Source organism: Bradyrhizobium sp. HKCCYLS3013 (assembly GCF_051167615.1).
Lineage (GTDB): Bacteria > Pseudomonadota > Alphaproteobacteria > Rhizobiales > Xanthobacteraceae > Bradyrhizobium.
This window is the reverse complement of record NZ_JBNPTK010000002.1, coordinates 345,532-365,512: the sequence shown is the minus strand read 5'-3', so window position 1 is coordinate 365,512 and position 19,981 is coordinate 345,532. Positions and strand designations below refer to the sequence as shown.

16 protein-coding genes are annotated in these 19,981 nt (G+C 64.0%); 8 read left to right on the top strand and 8 right to left on the bottom strand.

Features of this window, described 5'->3' with window-relative positions; genetic code table 11:
* Positions 1–28 precede the first annotated feature (28 nt).
* Complete coding sequence (locus ACQR1F_RS05745) at positions 29–262, top strand: DUF2171 domain-containing protein (protein WP_315800199.1); 234 nt, start codon at positions 29–31, stop codon at positions 260–262.
* Between the two features lie 322 nt (positions 263–584).
* Positions 585–854, top strand: a complete 270-nt coding sequence (locus ACQR1F_RS05740) for a hypothetical protein (RefSeq protein ID WP_315800198.1) — start codon at positions 585–587, stop codon at positions 852–854.
* A gap of 170 nt (positions 855–1,024) precedes the next feature.
* On the opposite strand, the gene ACQR1F_RS05735 is transcribed toward ACQR1F_RS05740, so the two are convergent.
* Positions 1,025–1,336 carry an ArsR/SmtB family transcription factor gene (locus ACQR1F_RS05735; protein ID WP_315800197.1) on the bottom strand — a complete coding sequence of 104 codons (312 nt, stop codon included), beginning with the start codon at positions 1,334–1,336 and terminating at the stop codon, positions 1,025–1,027.
* Positions 1,337–1,432: 96 nt separating this feature from the next.
* Between ACQR1F_RS05735 and ACQR1F_RS05730 the strand changes: the two genes are divergently transcribed.
* From ACQR1F_RS05730 to ACQR1F_RS05715, 4 genes are all read left to right on the top strand, one after another.
* Positions 1,433–2,185 (top strand): SDR family NAD(P)-dependent oxidoreductase, encoded by a 753-nt coding sequence (locus ACQR1F_RS05730; RefSeq protein WP_316236601.1) that lies wholly within the window; start codon positions 1,433–1,435, stop codon positions 2,183–2,185.
* Positions 2,186–2,356: 171 nt separating this feature from the next.
* The gene (locus tag ACQR1F_RS05725; RefSeq protein ID WP_315800195.1) at positions 2,357–2,611 is read left to right on the top strand and encodes a DUF433 domain-containing protein; all 255 of its coding nucleotides are present in this window, start codon (positions 2,357–2,359) and stop codon (positions 2,609–2,611) included.
* Positions 2,608–3,024: a DUF5615 family PIN-like protein gene (locus tag ACQR1F_RS05720; protein WP_434912658.1), complete on the top strand. Its 417-nt coding sequence runs from the start codon at positions 2,608–2,610 to the stop codon at positions 3,022–3,024. Before ACQR1F_RS05725 ends, ACQR1F_RS05720 begins: the two co-directional genes overlap by 4 nt.
* 273 nt (positions 3,025–3,297) lie before the next feature.
* The gene (locus tag ACQR1F_RS05715) at positions 3,298–4,839 is read left to right on the top strand and encodes a hypothetical protein (RefSeq protein WP_434912657.1); all 1,542 of its coding nucleotides are present in this window, start codon (positions 3,298–3,300) and stop codon (positions 4,837–4,839) included.
* Positions 4,840–4,952: 113 nt separating this feature from the next.
* Here the strand turns inward: ACQR1F_RS05715 and ACQR1F_RS05710 are convergent, their stop codons facing one another.
* From ACQR1F_RS05710 to ACQR1F_RS05695, 4 genes are all read right to left on the bottom strand, one after another.
* Complete coding sequence (locus ACQR1F_RS05710) at positions 4,953–5,723, bottom strand: metallophosphoesterase (RefSeq protein ID WP_434912656.1); 771 nt, start codon at positions 5,721–5,723, stop codon at positions 4,953–4,955.
* Between the two features lie 110 nt (positions 5,724–5,833).
* Positions 5,834–6,781: a retron St85 family RNA-directed DNA polymerase gene (locus ACQR1F_RS05705; protein WP_434912655.1), complete on the bottom strand. Its 948-nt coding sequence runs from the start codon at positions 6,779–6,781 to the stop codon at positions 5,834–5,836.
* Complete coding sequence (locus tag ACQR1F_RS05700; RefSeq protein WP_434912654.1) at positions 6,778–7,725, bottom strand: retron St85 family effector protein; 948 nt, start codon at positions 7,723–7,725, stop codon at positions 6,778–6,780. Before ACQR1F_RS05700 ends, ACQR1F_RS05705 begins: the two co-directional genes overlap by 4 nt.
* A gap of 411 nt (positions 7,726–8,136) precedes the next feature.
* Positions 8,137–11,904, bottom strand: coding sequence for a vitamin B12-dependent ribonucleotide reductase (locus tag ACQR1F_RS05695; RefSeq protein ID WP_434912653.1), 3,768 nt, complete (start codon positions 11,902–11,904; stop codon positions 8,137–8,139).
* A gap of 817 nt (positions 11,905–12,721) precedes the next feature.
* Here ACQR1F_RS05695 and ACQR1F_RS05690 point away from each other — a divergent pair.
* Positions 12,722–13,615 carry a DMT family transporter gene (locus ACQR1F_RS05690; RefSeq protein WP_434912652.1) on the top strand — a complete coding sequence of 298 codons (894 nt, stop codon included), beginning with the start codon at positions 12,722–12,724 and terminating at the stop codon, positions 13,613–13,615.
* Here the strand turns inward: ACQR1F_RS05690 and ACQR1F_RS05685 are convergent.
* From ACQR1F_RS05685 to ACQR1F_RS05675, 3 genes are all read right to left on the bottom strand, one after another.
* Positions 13,578–15,863 (bottom strand): CHASE3 domain-containing protein, encoded by a 2,286-nt coding sequence (locus ACQR1F_RS05685; protein ID WP_434912651.1) that lies wholly within the window; start codon positions 15,861–15,863, stop codon positions 13,578–13,580. The genes ACQR1F_RS05690 and ACQR1F_RS05685 overlap by 38 nt on opposite strands.
* Before the next feature lie 122 nt (positions 15,864–15,985).
* Positions 15,986–18,304: a CHASE3 domain-containing protein gene (locus tag ACQR1F_RS05680; protein WP_316215699.1), complete on the bottom strand. Its 2,319-nt coding sequence runs from the start codon at positions 18,302–18,304 to the stop codon at positions 15,986–15,988.
* A 454-nt stretch (positions 18,305–18,758) separates the two neighbouring features.
* Complete coding sequence (locus tag ACQR1F_RS05675) at positions 18,759–19,400, bottom strand: BA14K family protein (protein ID WP_434912650.1); 642 nt, start codon at positions 19,398–19,400, stop codon at positions 18,759–18,761.
* Positions 19,401–19,563: 163 nt separating this feature from the next.
* Between ACQR1F_RS05675 and ACQR1F_RS05670 the strand changes: the two genes are divergently transcribed.
* Positions 19,564–19,974, top strand: coding sequence for an NADH:ubiquinone oxidoreductase subunit NDUFA12 (locus tag ACQR1F_RS05670; protein ID WP_315800436.1), 411 nt, complete (start codon positions 19,564–19,566; stop codon positions 19,972–19,974).
* The last annotated feature ends 7 nt before the right edge of the window (positions 19,975–19,981 follow it).

Genomic DNA, 19,981 nt, shown 5'->3' with positions numbered 1-19,981 from the left:
TCCACATCAGCCACGGAGCACTCCCCCAATGCAGGACATCAGGGAACACATGGAAGTCATCGGCGCCGACGGCGCGCATGTCGGCACCGTCGACCGCGTCGACGGCAACCGCATCAAGCTGACCAAAAAGGACAGCGGCGAAGGCAGCCACAAGGGGCATCATCACTTCATCGACAAGGGCCTCGTCGCCGGCGTCGAAGGCGACAAGGTGCGGCTGTCGGCCATCGGCGCCGTCGCGGTGACGATGGAGGAGGAGAAGTAGGGGCGGGGATCCTCCTGTCTCCGTCGCTACGTCCGCAGTGATGCGCCCTTGCTCTCCTACGCGACCGGCCCGTGACGTGTAGGGTGGGCAAAGCGGCGCCGTCAGGCGGCGCGTGCCCACCATCGACGGCAGGCACGGTGGCGTGCGCATTTGCTCCAAAGCTTGTCATTGCGCGGTGGCGTCGAACCAATCATCGGATGCCGACGACACATGAAGATGTGATCGACGCGTGACCACGCGGAACTTGTGATGGCCAGGCGAGACAGCTACTCCCTGCGGAGCACATCAGCGCGAACGCACAGAATGGACGAACGTCGACGTCATGGACGGTGCAGACCTTATCGGCTTGCTGATTGCGTTCCTGCTGCCGCAACCGATGTCCCACGCCGAGCTGGCGCCCACCGGCATCTTCAAGTCGCCCTTGTACTACACCTATAACGGCCTTCTGCTGGCGCTGTTCGCGCTGATCTTCACGCCCATGTTCGTCCGCTTTCCGTCCGCTGCGCTCAAGGCCGATTTGATCGCTTTGGCCATCGTCGCGGTGGCCGCCTTCTTCGCCCGTCGCGCGCTGAAATGGCGCTATCCAATCTGACCTAACGGCTGCGCTCGCATGACAGTGAACCGTAGGGTGGGCAAAGCGGCGCCGTCAGGCGGCGCGTGCCCACCATCGACGCTGGCGGGTGCGGGCGGTGGGCACGGCGCGTGCAAAATGGTGCCCGACAAAACCGACGCTGGCGCGCCTTTGCCCGCCCTACGTTTCGGCTACTCCGCGTAGCCCAGAATCGTCTTCAACAATTTCGGGAACCGGGCATTGAGGTCGGCCTCGCGCACGACGTTGCGATGCTCGACGCCCTGCTTGGTGGTGTGGATCAGGCCGGCCTCGCGCAACACCCGGAAATGGTTCGACAGCGTCGATTTGGCGATGCCGGGGCAGGGCGCGGCCTCGGTGCAGGACATGCAGTCCTTCCGTTCCATCAGGCTCCTGACGATGCGCAGCCGCAAGGGATCGGCGAGGGCGGCCAGCACTCCCGCTAATGTGATGTCCTCGCGCGACGGGTGAAACAGCTGCGCCATGAAAAACATATAGCGACGGCCTTGCGCGCGTTCAATAGTTCACTAGTTCTGAACGATTGAACCGAACGCCGCAGGCGGCGCAATGTGGAGAGCAAGATGAGCAAGCGACTTGAGGGCAAGGTGGCGCTGGTGACCGGCGCGTCCAAGGGGATCGGCGCCGCGATCGCGGCCCGGCTGGCCGAGGAAGGCGCCGCTGTCGCCGTCAACTACAGCTCCAGCCGGGAGGGCGCCGACCGCGTCGTGGCGGGAATCACCGGCAAGGGCGGCAAGGCGGTGGCCGTGGGCGGCAACCTCGCCAATCCCGGCGACGTCAAGACCATCGTCGCCGAGACGGTGAAGGCGCTCGGCCCGATCGACATCCTCGTCAACAACGCCGGCGTCTACGCCTTCGCGCCGCTCGACGGCATCACGCCGGAGCACTTCCACAGCCAGTTCGACGTCAACGTGCTCGGCCTGCTCCTGGTGTCGCAGGAGGCCGCGCGGCATTTCAATCCGGCCGGCGGCAGCATCGTCAACATCTCCTCCGGCGTGTCCACCCTGACGCCGCCGAACACCGCCGTCTACACCGCGACCAAGGCCGCCGTCGACGCCATCTCCTCGGTGCTGTCGAAGGAGCTGGCGCCGCGCAAGATCCGCGTCAACACCATCAATCCCGGCATGATCGTGACCGAGGGAGTCGTCGCCGCCGGCCTGCACGAGGGCGACATGCGCAACTGGATCGAAACGGCCACGCCGCTCGCGCGCGTCGGCAAGGCCGAGGAGATCGCCGCCGCGGTGGCATTCTTCGCCTCGGACGATGCGTCCTACGTCACCGGCGAGACGCTGCACGTGACCGGCGGGCTGCGCTGAGCGATCACGTCACTTCGGTCGCAGTCGCGAGCGGTGAACCGTAGGGTGGGCAAAGCGCCGCCGCAAGGCGGCGCGTGCCCACCGTTCCGGTGTTTGGACGAAGCCAAATTCCCGTCTCGCCCCCCGGCGCCTATCGCGCTATGATGACAGCCGCGGGAAAGGAAGGCAGCCATGACCATCAAGGTCGCCGTCAGGTCAGAGGTCGTTCGTGATCCGACGGTCATGAGCGGCGATCCGGTGGTTCGCGGGACACGGGTGCCCGCCGAAACCATCCTGGCCTACCTGCGCGCCGGCTATCCGGCGCAGGAGATCTTCGCCGACTATCCGAGCCTGCCGATCGATGGCATCGACGCGGTGATCCGCTGGGCCGAGGTCACCTATGGTGCCGATTGGCGATCGGCGGAGAACGCGGCAGCCACCCGTTGAGCGAACGATTCCTGATCGACGAGTGCCTGAGCGGCGCCTTGGTGGGAGTGGCAAAGGCGCGCGGCTATCAGGCGGACTACGTCACCCATCTGGGCAAGAGCGGCTGGCAGGACTGGAATCTGGTGCGGTTCGCAAGCGCGAACGACTACATCATCGTCACCGACAATCGCAGAGATTTCCTGAAGGAATATGCCAAGCTCGACGTACATGCCGAGCTGGTGATCCTGATCCCGAAGGGCACGCGGGATGAGCAGATGAGTCTGTTTCAGAAGGCGCTCGATCTCTATTCCGTCCGCAACGCCGATCTCGTGAACAAGCTCATCGAAGTCGCGCGCGACGGCTCGGTCCATATCCGCGAGTGGACCGCCGACGATCACGACATCAACCATATCAACGATCCGAAGTGGCGGTGACCGTAGCCCGGATGAGCGAAGCGATATCCGGGGTCTGCCGCAGCGCCAGCGATGAACCCGGATGTCGCTTCGCTCATCCGGGCTACGCGGCAACGGTGATTTTTGGCAACTATAGGTTGATGAATCGTCCGATATAGGATCAAATCGGGCTTGCCGAATCCGTGATGCGCGCATCGCGGACGAGCTGCGTTTCAACCCACCGGTCGGGCGCATGGCGTTTTGCCATGGCGCAGTCCTGGCCGGCTGAATTTCAAATCACCAAAGGAGTTTCTCATGCGCATCGGTTTTGCATTGTCGACCATGTCTGTCGTCGCCGCATCGGTGGCCCTCGGTTGGGGCCTGACCGCGCCGCGCCCCGCGCACGCGTTCCTGGAGGACATCTGTATCCCGCGCGTGAAGGACGGGCTGAAGAATTGTCTCGCGCCGGCCAGCGCCTGCAAGGATCCGGCGGAGGCGCTGAACCGCGGCTGCCTGCTCGAGGCGGTGCAGTTCGCCGTCATTCCGCCCGGCCGCAGCATGATCCATGCGGACTCGACCTATTTCATCGCCCAGGCGCTCGGCTATCGCGCCGACGTGGCCTATTGGATCGCCGCCTACAACGAGAATTCCGACTACGCACAATATGCGCCGATCGACCAGTGCGGCGGGCAGGCGACATCGACCAATTCGGGCGCCAGCTACATCACCGCCAAGTTCAACGGCTTCCAGCGCACCAACAACACCACCGACGGGCCGCTGTATCACTATCTGCTGAACTTCTCGCCGAACGGGCAGGGCACCGACGTGCACGGCGCCAGCGGCGTGCAGGCGGTGTATCCGTTCCACTATCCGCCGCCCGGCTATCCCATCACCATCGACAGCGTCTATCAGGGTACGCTGTACGACCTCAGGCAATGGGCGATGAAGCCCGACGACGGCCCGGGCCTGCTGTGCACCGCCGGATATACCACGCCGAACGGCTCGTCGAACTTCAGCGGCCCGAAATGCCTGGCGAACGTCCCGATCAGCGGCAACGTGCCGCTCCTGGAGAACTACGCGATCGGGCCGGCGATCAACGTAACATCCGGGCCGAAGATTCTCGACAACAGCAATGGCAATGTCGACTACACCCAGCTGAAGTCCTGGCTGGACGACAAGAGCCGGACCACCGGCGTGCTGTTCGACGATCCCAGGAAGCCGCCGGTGCCGGTACAGATCGCCCGGATCGGGCTCTATCTGCACTCCCTGCAGGATGCCTCCTCGCACGGCACCTTCTGCGGCGACGACGCGCCGTCGCCCCCGGGCGGCTCCGACGTGGGCAGCTACATGACCTTGCAGTCCGGTAGCGTGAAGCTCAATTTCGGCACCTATTGCGCCACCGGCCCGCATCTGGCGAGCCATGTCCAGGAGACCGGCACCGGCGACGCCAGCCTGCCGCTGCGCGACTATGTGGCGCTGAACAACACCGTCGACGAGCTGATCCTGTTCGGCAACACCATCGCCAAGCCGCGCGGCTGGATCGTCAACCCCAGCCTGCTGCCGCCTGATGTCGTCGGGGCCAAGAGCGCCGCCGGCGACAGCGCCGCCGACCTGAAGTCGCGCCTCGTCGGCCGCATCGTCCAGGGCCAGCAATGGTCACGTGCGGAGGTCTACGCGTCAGGGGTGATCACCCTGCCGCTGCAACGCACCGACGCGCAGGATCGGCTGAACACCATGAACGCCGCGCTCGGCGCCTACTCGAAGCGGCTGCTGACCGCCAACCCCAAGCTGACGCCGCTGCGGCCGATGCCGGGGAATTCGTTCGACCTGAACGACACGTCGGTGTGTTTCAAGTAGCGCCGTAGGGCAAAGCGCCGCCGCAAGGCGGCGCGTGCCCACCATTGCAAACCGCCCCGCACCCTACGGGGCTGTCCCGCTCATCCGAGCCTCCTGACGTTTCGTGCGCCGCTTTAGCGGGCTTCCGTCGTCGAAAGCGTCTTCCAGAGCAGATATCCGCCCAGCACGATCAGGATCATCGGCATGAGCGGCAACGGCAAGGCAAGAAGATCCCACAGGCCGGCTGCAAGAATGATGACCCCGATGACCATGCCGAACCGGTCGACCTTGAGGCTCTGTTGCGTCCGCACCATCTGTGCGCCCAGGATGAGGACGCCGACGCCCACCAGGAACCAGCCCCAGGGAAGCCCGGCGAGCATGACCACGCCGAGCCAGATGAAGAAGACGGCCCAAGCGGCTGAATCGATTTGACGGTGCGGATCGGGGGTGTCGTGGGATGGGACGAGAGACGCTTGCGTATCGGCCATGATGCTGCCTCCGCTTCTCTGACGACGACAGCTTGATACGGATTCACCTCGGCGCTGTTGATACAGGTCAACCAAAGCGCGCGGGAAGCGCGCAGCCTGTCCTAGCGTGGCGCCCGCAAAGCGCACGCCCGCGAGCACGACCGCCTCGTTCTCCAGGAGATGCGCGCCGAACCGCGCCGCCTCGGCGCGCGCCAGCGTCAACTTCTCAGGGCAGGTGCGGTGATCAAATTCATGGTTGCCCATCACCATGACGATCGGCACGTCCGCAGCCACGATCTCGCGCAGCCGCGCAAACCCGTTCACCGCCCCCTCACTGACATCGCCGGCGACCACGACCACATCGACCCCGGGCAGCGCCGCGATCGACTTGATGTCCGCCATGTCGGCGTGGAGATCGGAGAAGATGTGGAGGCGCATGGAGGGAGGGAGGTGGAGCCCAGGGCTCGCAGGCGAGTTAGCGAAGTGTAACGCGCTGATCAGGTCAGGCGGTAGAACTGACTCCGAAGATCCACCGCATGCTTGCAGGTTTAGAATGATCGAGGCGGAAGCTTTACTGTCTTCAATTGCTGAAGAACAGCGGAACTATATTTGTTCTCGAGCCGACTTACAAATGCAGGCTCGATACCGTAAGCAAATGCGAGCATGCCCGCTAGCCTTACTTGTTCTTCGAGATCGAGTTTACCTAGAGTATAGTGATGTACAGCAGCTCTAATGCTTCGTTTTCGATGATGCCCTAGGGATACGTGATTGTCATTTGCGAGTACAAGCCCGGTCACAAAGCGTTTGTACTTCTTTGTGGCGGTCACTGTTTTTGAATCATTCAGTATAAGTTGTGGACTCTCCACTTCTCTGAGAACCTGCTTGAGAAATTTTTCGACGCGGTTGAGAAAGCCTGTTCGTTTTGCTGAAAACGTAAGGTCATCAGCGTACCTTGTATATGTAACCTGATCTTGGCTCACAAGTTGCGCAATCTTAGTGTCGAAATCGCTCATTAGAATGTTTGAGACGCACGGGGATGAAGGTGCTCCGATGGCCAAACGCAATTTGCTGCTACCGGAACTCTTTTGAAATAGTAGTTGAGTGCTGATCCCAATGTCACCCGGATCCGAGAATATGTTTTTCTCTTTGCAATAACGAATCCAGTCTTTCGCAATGATTGATGGAAAAAAATCTTTGAAATCAAACTTCAAAATCGGACCATTGTTAACGTGAGCGGCCGCATTATCGCGGATTGACAATCCTGTTCTATACGCCATTGCGGATGAGTGAACCGGAAGCTTTGAGAGAACTTCGCTAACGACTATCCGCTGTAGCGCCTTCAATTCCCGGGCTGGTTGAGAAATAATGCGTCTGCCTCCGTTGCGTTTCGGGATCGTGTAGGTCTTGTATCTGCGAGGTGCATTTGAGACAATTCTAAGTATGTCATGCTCGCTCAGCCCGGTTTCGGCTATCAGTGTATTGATTAGTGGACTCATGCGCCAACGCCTCTTGCAACCTGAGAGATGGCCCTAAATCTCTGTTGATCGGTTTTTTGCCAATGCTCTCGAATCAGGAGTCGTCGACGTGGCCGATGTTTTTCTTTCGCTGAGGCTTTTGAGTGAATAACGGCGGCGTCGTCCGCCTTCGCTAGCGCAACAAAATAGTCGATTGCTCCTTTTGAGACGCGCTTGAGCCACTCAACCTTTTCCGCACAGAATAAGTATCGCTGTATGGCTTCGTCTGTTGTCTGGCTTACGTTTAGAATCTGCAGCAAGTGAGAAATTTCAGATTGTTGCAGCGCGCCATATTCTTGAACGAGTCCAACTATCAGCTTAATTACGTGGCCAGACCTGGTTGCGTCGAAGGTGGTTGGCTCGCGTGGCTTCTCAAGGCGAACCGTTAGAGGCACTAGTAGCCTGTCCTTGAGTATCGCGGGGTTAACAGCGCTTGCTGAGTTGCCCCTCATGCCAATATCGTCGTCGTCGACGACGTAAATTGACTCTCTTCCGTACTGATTTTCGATAAGACGGAGTGGTCCTAGCTTTATGAAGGACAGCGCTTCCCAGTGCTTTTCCCGAACAACAACAAAGAGTCTTTTCGCAATTTCGTTTATCACGGCAAATGCGCCTAGTTCCGCTAGGCTGCCCTCGCTTTCGCAGAATAGAATGATGAGCTCGACGATTTGAGCGAGATCTGTCTCAAGCTCAAGAATATTTTTGTACTTGTCGAACGCAACCATCTCGCTGGTTATGTCTTCAGCGAGCATGAGCTCGCGCTCTCGAAGTATGGGGTTGTCAATGATTTTGTAGAACGCATCCCGTAGGGACAGCGGAATAGGTTCTGACAGGCTGGAGATAGGTCCGCCGCAAAGGAAAATTACATTTGTAGGGACCTGGACGTGAATTCTATTCGCGTCCAGGTCCTCAGCATATGGCAACACAAGCTTACCCTTGAAGCCCCGAAAGATAGTGACTCGTTATCGAGCGGAGCGTCCCGAAGGGCGATAGCGAGTTGCTATCTTTCGGGGCAATAAAACTCCGCAATAAGATGAGGTCTGGCGAACCGCCGGACCAAGCACACGAGTGTGCTCAAACGCGTAAGCTTAGCACTAGAACTACTAGGTGGTAGTCGTAATGACAATTCATTGATGCGCATCTAAGGTTGAAAAGTGGTGGATAATGATTTGGGCGTCTGGCTTAGGAGTCGAGCTCGCGTGAGGTAGAACCGGACTGACCCTTGATCGTAACCTGTCCGGGCTAAGATCGTAACCTGTCCGGGCTAAAGTCCGGACAGGTTGTGGGGCAACTGGTCAGTTTGTTGGAATCTGGCGGCTGCCTCTGAAGCGCTATATTCAACTACACCCCGTCGTGCTTCCGCACGTATCGCACTTCATGCAGGTGCCGTTCCGGACCAGCGTGAAATTCCCGCACTCCGAGCACATCTCGCCTTCGTAGCCCTTGGCCTTGGCTTCGGCGCGACGTTCGGCCTTGGAGGCGACTTGCGCGTTGGCGGTGCCGGCCTTGCTCCATTGCAGGGCCTCGAGCTTCTCGGTGGGCGAGAGGTCGTGCTGCGCCTCCTGCTTCAGGGCGACGGCGGAGTCGCCGGCCCTAGAAGAGGAGAGAGCGGAGATCCTGGGCCCCCCTCCCTGACCCTCCCCCACGAGGGGGGAGGGAACGGAGCCGCCGGTGGACGTGGCCGAGCCGCCGCGCATCACGACGAGGTTGTCGGTGCGGGAGCGGGTCAGGCCGCGCGAGACGTATTTCGCGGCCTGCTGGCTGGGGCCGTCCTCCGACGGCTTGCCTTCGTCGACGCCGCGGCCGAGCGCGTCGAAATTGCTCTCGGAGGGGTCGACATGGGCGAGGTCGAAGCGCGACATGTAGCTGACGGCGAGCTCGCGGAAGACGTAGTCGAGGATCGACGTCGCGTATTTGATCGAGTCGTTGCCCTGCACCGGGCCGGCCGGCTCGAAGCGGGTGAAGGTGAAGGCGTCGACATACTCCTCCAGCGGCACGCCGTACTGGAGGCCCAGCGACACCGCGATGGCGAAGTTGTTGATGAAGGAGCGCAGCGCCGCGCCCTCCTTGTGCATGTCGATGAAGATCTCGCCGAGGCGGCCGTCATCATACTCGCCGGTGCGCAAATACACCTTATGGCCGCCGACGACCGCCTTCTGGGTGTAGCCCTTGCGGCGATCCGGCATCTTCTCGCGCTCGCGCATCACGACGATGCGCTCGACCAGCTTCTCGACGATCTTCTCCGAGACCTGGGTGGCACGCGCGGCCATCGGCTTCTCGTAGAAGGACTCGACCGCATCGTCCTCGTCCTCATCATCAGAGATGAGCTGCGAGTTGAGCGGCTGCGACAGTTTCGAGCCGTCGCGGTACAGCGCGTTGGCCTTCAGCGCGAGCTTCCAGGACAAGAGATACGCCGCCTTGCAGTCCTCGACCGTGGCGTCGTTCGGCATGTTGATGGTCTTGGAGATCGCGCCCGAGATGAACGGCTGCGCCGCCGCCATCATGCGGATGTGGCTCTCGACCGAGAGGTAGCGCTTGCCGATCTTGCCGCAGGGGTTGGCGCAATCGAACACCGCATAGTGCTCGGCCTTCAGGTGCGGAGCACCCTCGACCGTCATCGCGCCGCAGATGTGCACGTTGGCGGCCTCGATCTCGCGCTTGGTGAAGCCGATGGCGGCGAGCAGCTCGAAGGTCGGGGAGGCCAGCGCCTCCGCGGAGACGCCGAGCTGCTTGGTGATGAACTCCTCGCCGAGCGTCCACTTGTTGAACACGAACTTGATGTCGAACGCGGTCGGCAGCGCCTTCTCGACCTTGGCGATGGCCTCGTCGGTGAAACCCTTGGCCTTCAGGGTCGAGGCGTTGATGCCGGGCGCGTTGGACAGCGAGCCGTGACCGACAGCATAGGCCTCGATCTCGGCGATCTCGCTCTCGCGATAGCCGAGCGCGCGCAGCGCCTCGGGCACGGCGCGGTTGATGATCTTGAAGTAGCCGCCGCCGGCCAGCTTCTTGAACTTCACCAGCGCGAAGTCAGGCTCGATGCCGGTGGTGTCGCAATCCATGACCAGGCCGATGGTGCCGGTGGGGGCGACCACGGTGACCTGGGCGTTGCGATAGCCGTTGGTCTCGCCGAGCGCGAGCGCGTCGTCCCAGGCCTGGATGGCATGGCTGACGAGCGAGACCTGCGGGCAGTGGGCGTGGTCGAGCGGCACCGGGGCGACCGAGAGCGCCTCATAGCCGGTCGCTTCGCCCTTGGCGGCGCGGCGATGGTTGCGGATGACGCGCAGCATGTGCGCGGCGTTCTTCTTGTAGCCGGGGAAGGATCCGAGCTCGCCGGCCATCTCGGCGGAGGTCTTGTAGGCGATGCCGGTCATGATGGCCGAGAGCGCGCCGCACAGCGCGCGGCCTTCCTTGGAGTCGTAGGACAGGCCCATGGTCATCAACAGGCCGCCGATATTGGCATAGCCGAGGCCGAGCGTGCGGAACTCGTAGGACAGCTCGGCGATCGCCTTCGACGGGAACTGCGCCATCAGCACGGAGATCTCGAGCACGACCGTCCAGAGCCGGCAGAGATGCTCGTAGGCGCCGACGTCGAAGTGCTTGGTCTCGGTGTTGTAGAACGTCAGCAGGTTGGCGGAAGCCAGGTTGCACGCCGTGTCGTCTAGGAACATGTATTCCGAGCACGGATTGGACGCGCGGATGTCGCCGGACGCCTTGCAGGTGTGCCAGTCGTTCATCGTGGTGTTGAAGTGCAGGCCGGGATCGGCCGAGGCCCAGGCGGCGTGGCCGATCTTTTCCCAGAGATCCCTGGCCTTCAGCGTCTTGACGACCTTCTTGTTGGTGCGGCCGATCAGGCTCCAGTCGCCGTCGGTCTCGACGGCGCGGAGGAAGTCGTCCTTCAGCGACACCGAGTTGTTGGAATTCTGGCCGGAGACCGTGAGGTAGGCCTCCGAATCCCAATCGGTGTCGTAGATCGGGAAGTCGATGTCCTTGTAGCCCTGCCTGGCGAACTGGATGACCCGCTTGATGTAGTTGTCGGGCACCAGCGCGCGGCGCGCGAGCTTGATCTCGCGGCGCAGGGCAGGGTTCTTCTCGGGGTCGAAGCAGTCGTCGCCGGAGCCCTCGCAATTGACGCAGGCCTTCATCACGGCCTTCAGGTGCTTCTGGTTGATCTTGGAGCCGGTGACCAGCGCCGCAACCTTCTGCTCCTCCTTCACCTTCCAGTCGATATAGGCCTCGATGTCCGGATGGTCGGCGTCGACCACCACCATCTTGGCGGCGCGGCGCGTGGTGCCGCCCGACTTGATCGCGCCGGCGGCGCGGTCGCCGATCTTGAGGAAGCTCATCAGGCCGGACGAGCGGCCGCCGCCCGACAGCCGCTCGCCTTCGCCGCGCAGCCGCGAGAAGTTGGAGCCGGTGCCGGAGCCGTATTTGAACAGGCGCGCCTCGCGCACCCACAGGTCCATGATGCCGCCGTCATTGACGAGGTCGTCCTCGACGCCCTGGATGAAGCAGGCGTGCGGCTGCGGGTGCTCGTAGGACGATTTCGACTTGGTCAGCTTGCCGGTCTTGTAGTCGACGTAATAGTGGCCCTGGCCGGGGCCGTCGATGCCATAGGCCCAGTGCAGACCGGTGTTGAACCATTGCGGGGAGTTCGGCGCGACCATCTGCTTGGCGAGCATGAAGCGCAGCTCGTCGTAGAACGCCACCGCGTCCTCCTCCGAGGAGAAGTAGTTGCCCTTCCAGCCCCAATAGGTCCAGCAGCCGGCGAGGCGGTCGAACACCTGCTTGGCCGAGCGCTCGCTGCCGTAGCGCTCGTTCTCGGGGAGCGCGGCCAGCGCGTCGGTGTCGGGCACCGCGCGCCACAGCCAGGACGGCACGGTCTCTTCCTCGACCTTCTTCAGGCGCGCGGCGACGCCCGCCTTGCGGAAATACTTCTGCGCCAGCACGTCGGAGGCGACCTGCGACCAGAACTCGGGCACCTCGACATTCTCGAGCCGGAACACCACGGAGCCATCCGGATTCTTGATCTCGGACGTGGTCAGGCGGAAGTCGATCCCTGCATAGGGCGACTGTCCTTCGGTGGTGTTGCGCCGTTCAATCCGCATCGCGAGCCCCAATTGTTCTTGCCGGACCGCGTTTGGCGGCCGGGATCATTGCATCCAAAGGCGGCGGCTGGAAGTCCCCGGACGCTGCCGGGAAACTCGTCTGCCGCCGCAGTTCAACCGGTTGCCCGGTCCGCATCTGTTCAGCCTCGAAGCCGAAGGCCTTGCGCCGTTGTCCGGCGTCTCGCCCCGTCTTCCTGCGCGGCGCGTGCAGCCCGTCCGCTGCCTGCGCCGCCTGTTCTCAACGCGTCACTTCCGCCGCTCTGCTCCGTCGTCCCTGCAGGGGAGACCCCACATCTAGTGGGTTCCCCGCCGGGGCGCGGCGGCGCAGCGATTGGTACACAGGGCAGACGGCGACCCACGCCCGCAGCCGTACGGACGGCGGCGCGGTCGTCTTCGAACCCTCTCGAGGGAAGCGGCCGGCCAGACCCGAAACATGACTGTGCGCCGAACCGGGCCGGAAGCTAGGACGACTCCGCTTCCCCCGTCAAGGACTAGTGGGGGTTCCCTAACCAAACACTAAATATGGGGGAAAGTACGGGATAACCAGGGCGTGTGCCGGTATCGTGATGGCCGTAACTATCGGCGAGTCCTCGCGGATTCGAAACCGGAAAAATTTGTTCGGAGCGCTGTCCACAGGGCTTCGTCCCGCTGTTCACAGGGGCAGATTTATTCGCGTGCAAACGGCGTGTTTTGCTTGCATCAGCGGGACTCACGGGCGCCTACGGAGCGTTCGCGGGGCAGGCATGCCCCACAATCCCTGGTGTGGCCGGGAAAACGCCGGCAAGGTCGTCCTCCCTCGGACGGCGCCGGTGATTCCATGACAGACAAGCCAGTGACCAGCGGGCGGATCACGCCCGCCGGGCTGATGTTCCTCGCCATCACCTCGCTCGGCTGGGGCTTCAACTGGCCGGTCACCAAGCATCTGGTCGGCGTGCTGCCGCCGCTCACCCTGCGCGGAACCACTGGGGTGGTCGGCGCGCTTCTCCTGGCACTGCTGGCCGTCATCCGCAGCCAGAGCCTTGCCGTGCCATCGGAGGTCTGGCCGCGGCTGATCCTGGCCGGCATGCTCAACGTCACCGCCTGGATGGTGCTGATGGGACTGGCGCTGCTGTGGCTGCCGGCGGGTGAGGCGGCGTTGATCGCCTACACCATGCCGGTGTGGGCCTCGCTGCTGGCCTGGCCGATCCTCGGCGAGCGGCCGACGCTCTTGCGCGTGCTGGCGCTGGTGCTGGCGTTCGCGGGGCTGGCCGCGATCATGGGCAGCAACGGGCTGAACGCGAGCCGCGACAAGCTGCCTGGGATCCTGATGGTGCTCGGCGGCGCGTTCGGCTTCGCGCTCGGCACGGTGATGGCCAAGAAGCTCCCGATCAGGCTGCCGCCTTTGTCGGCGGCGGCCTGGCAGATCGGCATCGGCTGCGTGCCGATCGTGATCGTGGGCTTCGCGGTCGAGCATTCCGACTGGACGAAGCTCGACCGGCTCGACTGGGCGCTGATGTTCTATTCCACCGTGATCCAGTTCTGCGTCGCCTATGTCGCCTGGTTCGCGGCGCTGTCGCGGCTGCCGGCCTCGGTGGCGGCGATCGGCACCATGGCGGTGCCGGTGATCGGCGTCCTGGCCTCCGCGATCGCGCTGCGCGAGCCGCTCGGGGCAGGGCAGGTGGCCGCGCTGGCGTTCACGCTGGCCGCGGTGGCGATGGCGACCCGCGGCTAGCGCCAGCCGGCTTGCCGTCCAGCGCGCGTCGCACCATCTGCGCAAGCTCGGCGCGGCGATAGGGCTTGGTCAGCAGCAGCGCGTCCGGCACGAGCTGCTGGTTCTCGACCATCTCATCGCCGGTATAGCCGGAGGTGTAGAGCACGGGGAGCGCGGGGCGCGTCGTCATGATGGTTTCGGCGAGCTGCCGGCCGCTGATGCCGCCCGGCATGACGACATCGGTGAACAGCAGATCGAAGGGCTCGTTCTGCGCGGCGATGGCCAGCGCCTCCGAGGCCTGCGAGGCGACGAGGGTGGTGTAGCCGAGGCCCTGCAGCTGGGCGAGCACGAAGTCGCGCACCAGCGGATCGTCCTCGACCACCAGGATCGTCTCACGGCCATGCGGCAGCGCCTGCTCGTGCTCCGGCTCGGTCTGTTGCGCCGCCTGCGCCGCCGGCAGATAGAGCCGGATCGTCGTGCCGCGGTTCTGCTCGCTCTGAAGCTTGACGTGGCCGCCGGACTGCCTGACGAAGCCATAGACCATGCTGAGGCCGAGACCGGAGCCCTTGCCGGCGTCCTTGGTGGTGAAGAACGGCTCGAAGGCGCGATCCTTCACCTCGGCCGGCATGCCGCTGCCGGTGTCGCTGACCGCGACCATGACGTAGGAGCCCGGCACGACGCCGGGATTGGCCGCTGCATCGGCCGCGTCGAGCGTGGTCTTCGCCGTCTCCAGCAGCAGTCTGCCGCCGTCGGGCATCGCATCCCGCGCATTAATCGCCATGTTGACCAGCGCGTTCGCGAGCTGCGCGGAGTCGACATGGGCGATGAGATCCTCGTCGGCGAGAACGGTCCTGATCTCGACCTGCTCGCCCAGCGTCGGCCGCAGCAGCTTGGCGATGTCCTCCACCGTGGCGTTGACGTCGATGTCGCGCGGACGCAGCGGCTGCTTGCGGGCGAAGGCGAGCAGATGCCGGATCAGCTCGGTGCAGCGATCGGTGGCCCTGCCGATCAGGGCCGCGAACTCGGCCGCCGCCGGCCGGTCACGGACCGCGTCGATCAGGACCTCGATCGACCCGGTGATGATCGTCAGCATGTTGTTGAAGTCGTGCGCGACGCCGCCGGTGAGCTTGCCGATGGCATCGAGCTTCTGCGCCTGCTGCAGCAGGCGCTCGGTCTCGTGCACGTCGGTGACGTCGTGATACACCAGCGCCGCGCCGCTGATCGCGCCTGCGGAGTTGCGCAGCGGCCGACCGCTGACCATCAGGCGGAACTGCGGCCGGCCGTCGGTCGGCTTGACCACGACCTCGCGGCGGTCGAACGACCGCCCGCACAAGGCGCGCGCGATCGGGAGCTCCTCGTCGACAATGCGGGTGGCGGCGTCGCTCTCGTAGAACTGGTTTGCGGCCAGCATCTCGGCGAAGGTCTTGCCCACATTCGTTCCCAGGAAACGTCCCATCGCCTGGTTCGACAGCATGATGGTCCCTTCGGGATCGACGACGAGGACGCCCTCGGCCATGCTGTTGAAGGTGTTCGTGAGAATGGCGGAGAAGCGGCGCAGCTCGTCATAGGCGGCGGCGAGATCGCTGCGCTGCTGCACGGCCTGGGCTTCCAGCGAGGTCGCGGTCTCCCGTGACAGGGTGAGGGACGAGCGCAGCGCCCGGTCGGAAAGACGAGCGCGCCGGACGAGATAGGCCGACATCAGGAGCAGCAGGCCGACGCCGGCGAGGTCGACCGCCAGCAGCCAGGACCCGGTTCGTCGCGAGATCGTGGCGCGGTCCGCCAGCAGCCGGCGCTCGTCGTCGGTAAAGGCGTCGAGCGTCTGGTTGATCGTCGTCATCGCCGCCGGACCGGCCGCGCTCGCCGCCAGCGCCTGCAGGCCGTCGCGATCGTTCGCCGCGTGGCGACGGATCAGCTCGCCGGCAAGCTGGATGCGCCGCTGCACGATGCCATAAATTGCTCGCAGCCGCTCGCTCTGCGAGGAATTGTCCCGGACGAGCCCTCGCAGGTCGGCCCAGGCCGCAGGGATGAGTCCGCTCGTCTCCTGAAACTCTGCGATGAACCGGTCGGCTCCGGACAAGGCGAAGCCGCGCGAGGCCGCTTCTGACTGACGCAGCAGGACGCGGAGCTCGGAGGATTTCTCCAGCACCTCCATCGTGTGCTCGACGAGGGCGGTATCGTTGCGCGCCTTGATGTCCAGTGCCGTCGACGCGGCGCCGATCGCGAGCAGAGTTCCAAGGCCGAGCCCCAGCACCACGCGCCGGCGGATCATCGGTGGCCTCCAATGGCGCGGGATGCCGTCGTGTCCTGCCAACTGCATGGGAAGGTTTCCATCGGAATTTTTTGGCGCCGAGCTCCGGGACGATCGCAGTTCCGATCCGCGCGATGGTCGAGTCAGGAAAAGTGAGCGCGCGTCGGCACGTCCTCGGAAAAGGCATTCTCGGCCAACGCATCATCGGCCAGGGCGTCATCGGCGGGGTCTGCCAGCGCGAGCCGCACCATCTTGGCGAGCTCCGACTTGCGATAGGGCTTGGTGAGCAGGAGCGCCGCCTGGTCGAGGCGGCCGTGCTCGACCATCGCGTTGTCGGTATAGCCGGACGTGTACAGCACCTTGGTGCCGGGCCGCTGCCGCAGCGCCTCCTCGGCGAGCTCCTTGCCGTTGACGCCGCCGGGCATGATGACGTCGGTGAACAGGAGATCGAAGCTTTGGCCGGAGTCGATCTTGGCCAGCGCCTCGACCCCGGTCGATGCGGTGATGGTCTTGTAGCCGAGGCTCTGCAACTGTGACACGACGAAATCCTGCACCAGGGGATCGTCCTCGACGATAAAGATCGTCTCCTCGCCGCGCGGCGGCGGCGGCTCGGGCGGAGCAGGGCTCGCAGCCTGTCCCTTGGGCACGGGGATGTAGAGCCGGATCGTGGTGCCCCGTCCTTCCTCGCTGTAGATCTTGATGTGGCCGCCGGATTGCTTGACGAAGCCGTAGACCATGCTGAGGCCGAGGCCGGAGCCCTTGCCGGCTTCCTTGGTCGTGAAGAACGGCTCGAAGGCGCGGTCGCGGACCTCCGGCAACATGCCAGTGCCCGTGTCGCTGACGGCGACCATGACATAGGGCCCGGGCGTCACGCCGGCGTTGGCCGAGGCATAGGCCTCATCGAGCACCACCCGGCGCGATTCCAGCAGCAGCTTGCCGCCATTGGGCATCGCGTCGCGGGCGTTGATCGCCATGTTGACCAGCGAGTTGGCGAGCTGCGCCGAATCGATGTGCGTGATCAGCGTCTCGTCTTCGAGGATCGAGTTGATCTCGATCTGCTCGCCGAGCGTCGGACGCAGCAGCTTTGCGATGTCGAGAATCGTGCTGTTGACGTCGCTGTCGCGCGGATGCAGCGGCTGCTTGCGGGCAAAGGCGAGCAGATGCCGGATCAGCTCGGTGCAGCGGTCTGCCGCCTGTCCGATCAGCGCTGCGGTCGCCGCGGCGGCGGGGCGGTCTTTCACCTCGTCGGCCAGCGTCTCGATGGTGCCAGTAATGATCGTCAGCATGTTGTTGAAGTCGTGTGCGACGCCGCCGGTGAGCTTGCCGATCGCATCCAGCTTCTGCGCCTGCTGCAGCAGCCGCTCGGTCTCGTGCGCCGTGGTGATGTCGTGATAGACCATCGCCGCGCCGGTGATGCCGCCCGCGGCGTCGCGCAGCGGGCGGCCGGAGATCATCAGTCGCAGCGTCTCGTCCCGGTCGGGCCGGTAGACGATCAGCTCGCGGCGGTCGAAGCTCTCGCCCCGCAAGGCTCGCGGCGTCGGCAGGTCGTGGGCTGCGACAGGCGTCACGCCGTCGCTTTCGTAGACGCGGAGGCGCGCGCGGACGTCGGCCAGATTCTTTTCCGGGCTGTAGCCAAGCAGATGTTCGACCGCGGGGTTCGAGAATACCACGGTGTCCGCGGCATCGATGACGAGCACGCCCTCTGCCATGCTGTTGAACGTGTTCTGCAGGATCTCGGCGGAATGGCGCAGCTTCTCATGGGCGGCGATCAGGTCGAGATGCTGCTGCTCGGCCTTTTCCGCCAGCGAGATGGCCTCGGCTTCGGACCGGACCAGCGACGCGCGCAGCGCACGATCGTGGAGATAGGTCCGCCGGATGAGGTAGAAGGCGATGATCAGCAGCAGCGCGAGGCCGCACAGGTCGATCGTGAGCAACAGCGATCCGGTGGCCTTCGACGTCATCGAACGCTGCGTCAGCAGCTCGCGCTGATCGGCAACGAAACGGTCGAGATGGGCCGTGATCTCGCTCATGGTCGCCGGGCCTTCGGCGCGGCTTCTGAGCGCTTCGAGCCCCGCACGATCGGAGGCGGCGCGCAACCGGATCAGCTCCGCGGCGAGCTCGACCCTGCGGGCAACCAGGGCTTCGGTCTCGGTCAGAAGCTTCAGCGGTTCGGGATTGTCGGCCACGGCGCGCCGCAGCTCGGCCATGGCGACCGGAATTTTCGTGCTGACATCGGCAAACTCCGTCCTGAACTGATCTTCACCGACGAGTGCGTAGCCGCGAGAGGCCGCTTCCGCTTCGCGTAGCAGCAGGCGCAGATCGGAGGTCTTCTGCAGGATGTCGAGCGATGAATTCACCCAGGCCGCGTCGTGGCGCGACTTGATGTCGAGCGCCGTGGACGCGGCGCCGATCGCCAGCAGCGTTCCAAGACCGAGCCCCAATGCGAGGCGCTGATAGGTCATCTGCGTTTCTCAATCATCGACATGTCCGCCACCGGGCCGGGGACAATCGCGGCCAGCCACATGCTCCGAGCTTCGATGCAGCTGCGTCCAAGCGGTGAAGATATGTCGGCAAGGCGCGCCTCCTTGTTCGAAGTTCTTGGCGCGTTCGCGGGCGGCAGGCCCAAGCCGCTCACCCGCGGCGTTTGCACTGCGCGAGTCCCGCGAAAATCCATGTGTCCATCAACTGATATCAACCAAGCCTGCGAAGCGGCCAAACGGGCAGAATCACGAGCTGAAACGATATTGGACCGGAACGGGCCGATCATCTGCACGTCGCGGGGCACATTTTGAAATATGGGCGAAAATCAGCCTGCAACGTGGCGCATTAGACACAAAACAAACAACAATACGGCACGAAAAAGGCGGCGAGGATAGCCTCGCCGCCTTCTGTTGTCGTAGCTACGACGTCAGACTCTTACGGGCATGGGTGGCGAATGCCATCATAGCCAAGATAAGTTCCCGAAGCCGGATCATACGAGCGGTACCTGCGTGCGCAGTAGCTCGGGTCGACGCCTTCGGTTCCAACGACGGCGACAGGCGCGGAGTCGTCATAGTACGAGTAGTCGGAGTAATAGTCGGGTCCGTAATAATACGGATCATTGTAGTAGGCATAGCTGCTGCCCAACCCGATTCCGACGCCAACGCCGACGCCCGGCCAGAAGCCGCCGCCGCGGTGATGCCAGCCGCCACGGTGGCCGCCATGCCAGCCGCCGCCACTCCAATTGCCGCCGCTCCAATTGCCGCGGGCGCCACCCGTGTTGACGGCGACGTTGGCGCCGGCCGCCGGACCGCGACCCGCCAGCGCTGCACCGCCAACGGCTGCGCGTCCCGCGAAGCTGCCGCCGCTCATGCCGCCGCCACTCGGACCGGCCGCAAAGCCGCCGCGTCCGCCGCCGCCGATCGCACCGCCACCGCCCCCGCCGATGGCGGCACCACCGCCGCCGCCCGGACCACGACCGCCGCCGCCCGGACCCTGGGCAAAGCTCGTCGTCGCTGCCGCCAGCGGCAGAATCAGCGCCACTGCCGCCGCCGTGCTCCACGTCTTCAGTCTGGTCATCGTTATCGCTCCATCAGGGGGAAAATGACCTAACCGCAGGCCGCGGATGTCGTTCCCCGCCGTGAACCGATACATCGTCGCGGGCGGAGGCGGTGCAACACTGGACAAGATGCGGGCGGGGTGGCATCAGAACCGGGACCTTCACAGAACCGGCCCCAAGCCCATGAAACAGTTCTTTCTCAAGCTCTTCACGTGGTGGAACGGCCAGACTTTCGGCACCCAATTGTGGACCTGGCGCTTCGGCGAGCTCGTGGGGCAGGATGCACAGGGCAACCGCTATTATCGGACCGCCGGCGGCAAGATCGATCCGGTGCTGCATTTCGAGCGGCGCTGGGTGATCTATAACGGCCTGGCCGAAGCGAGCCGTATTCCGCCCGAATGGCACGGCTGGATGCATCACATGGTCGACGTGCCGCCGACTCAGGACGGCTACAAGCCGCGCGAGTGGGAAAAGCCGCATCAGCCGAACCTGACGGGGACCGCGCTGGCGTATCGCCCGGCCGGCTCGACCTTGGGCAGCGGTCGCAGGCCAAAGGCCACCGGTGATTATCAGCCCTGGACTCCTGGCGGCTGATTCGATT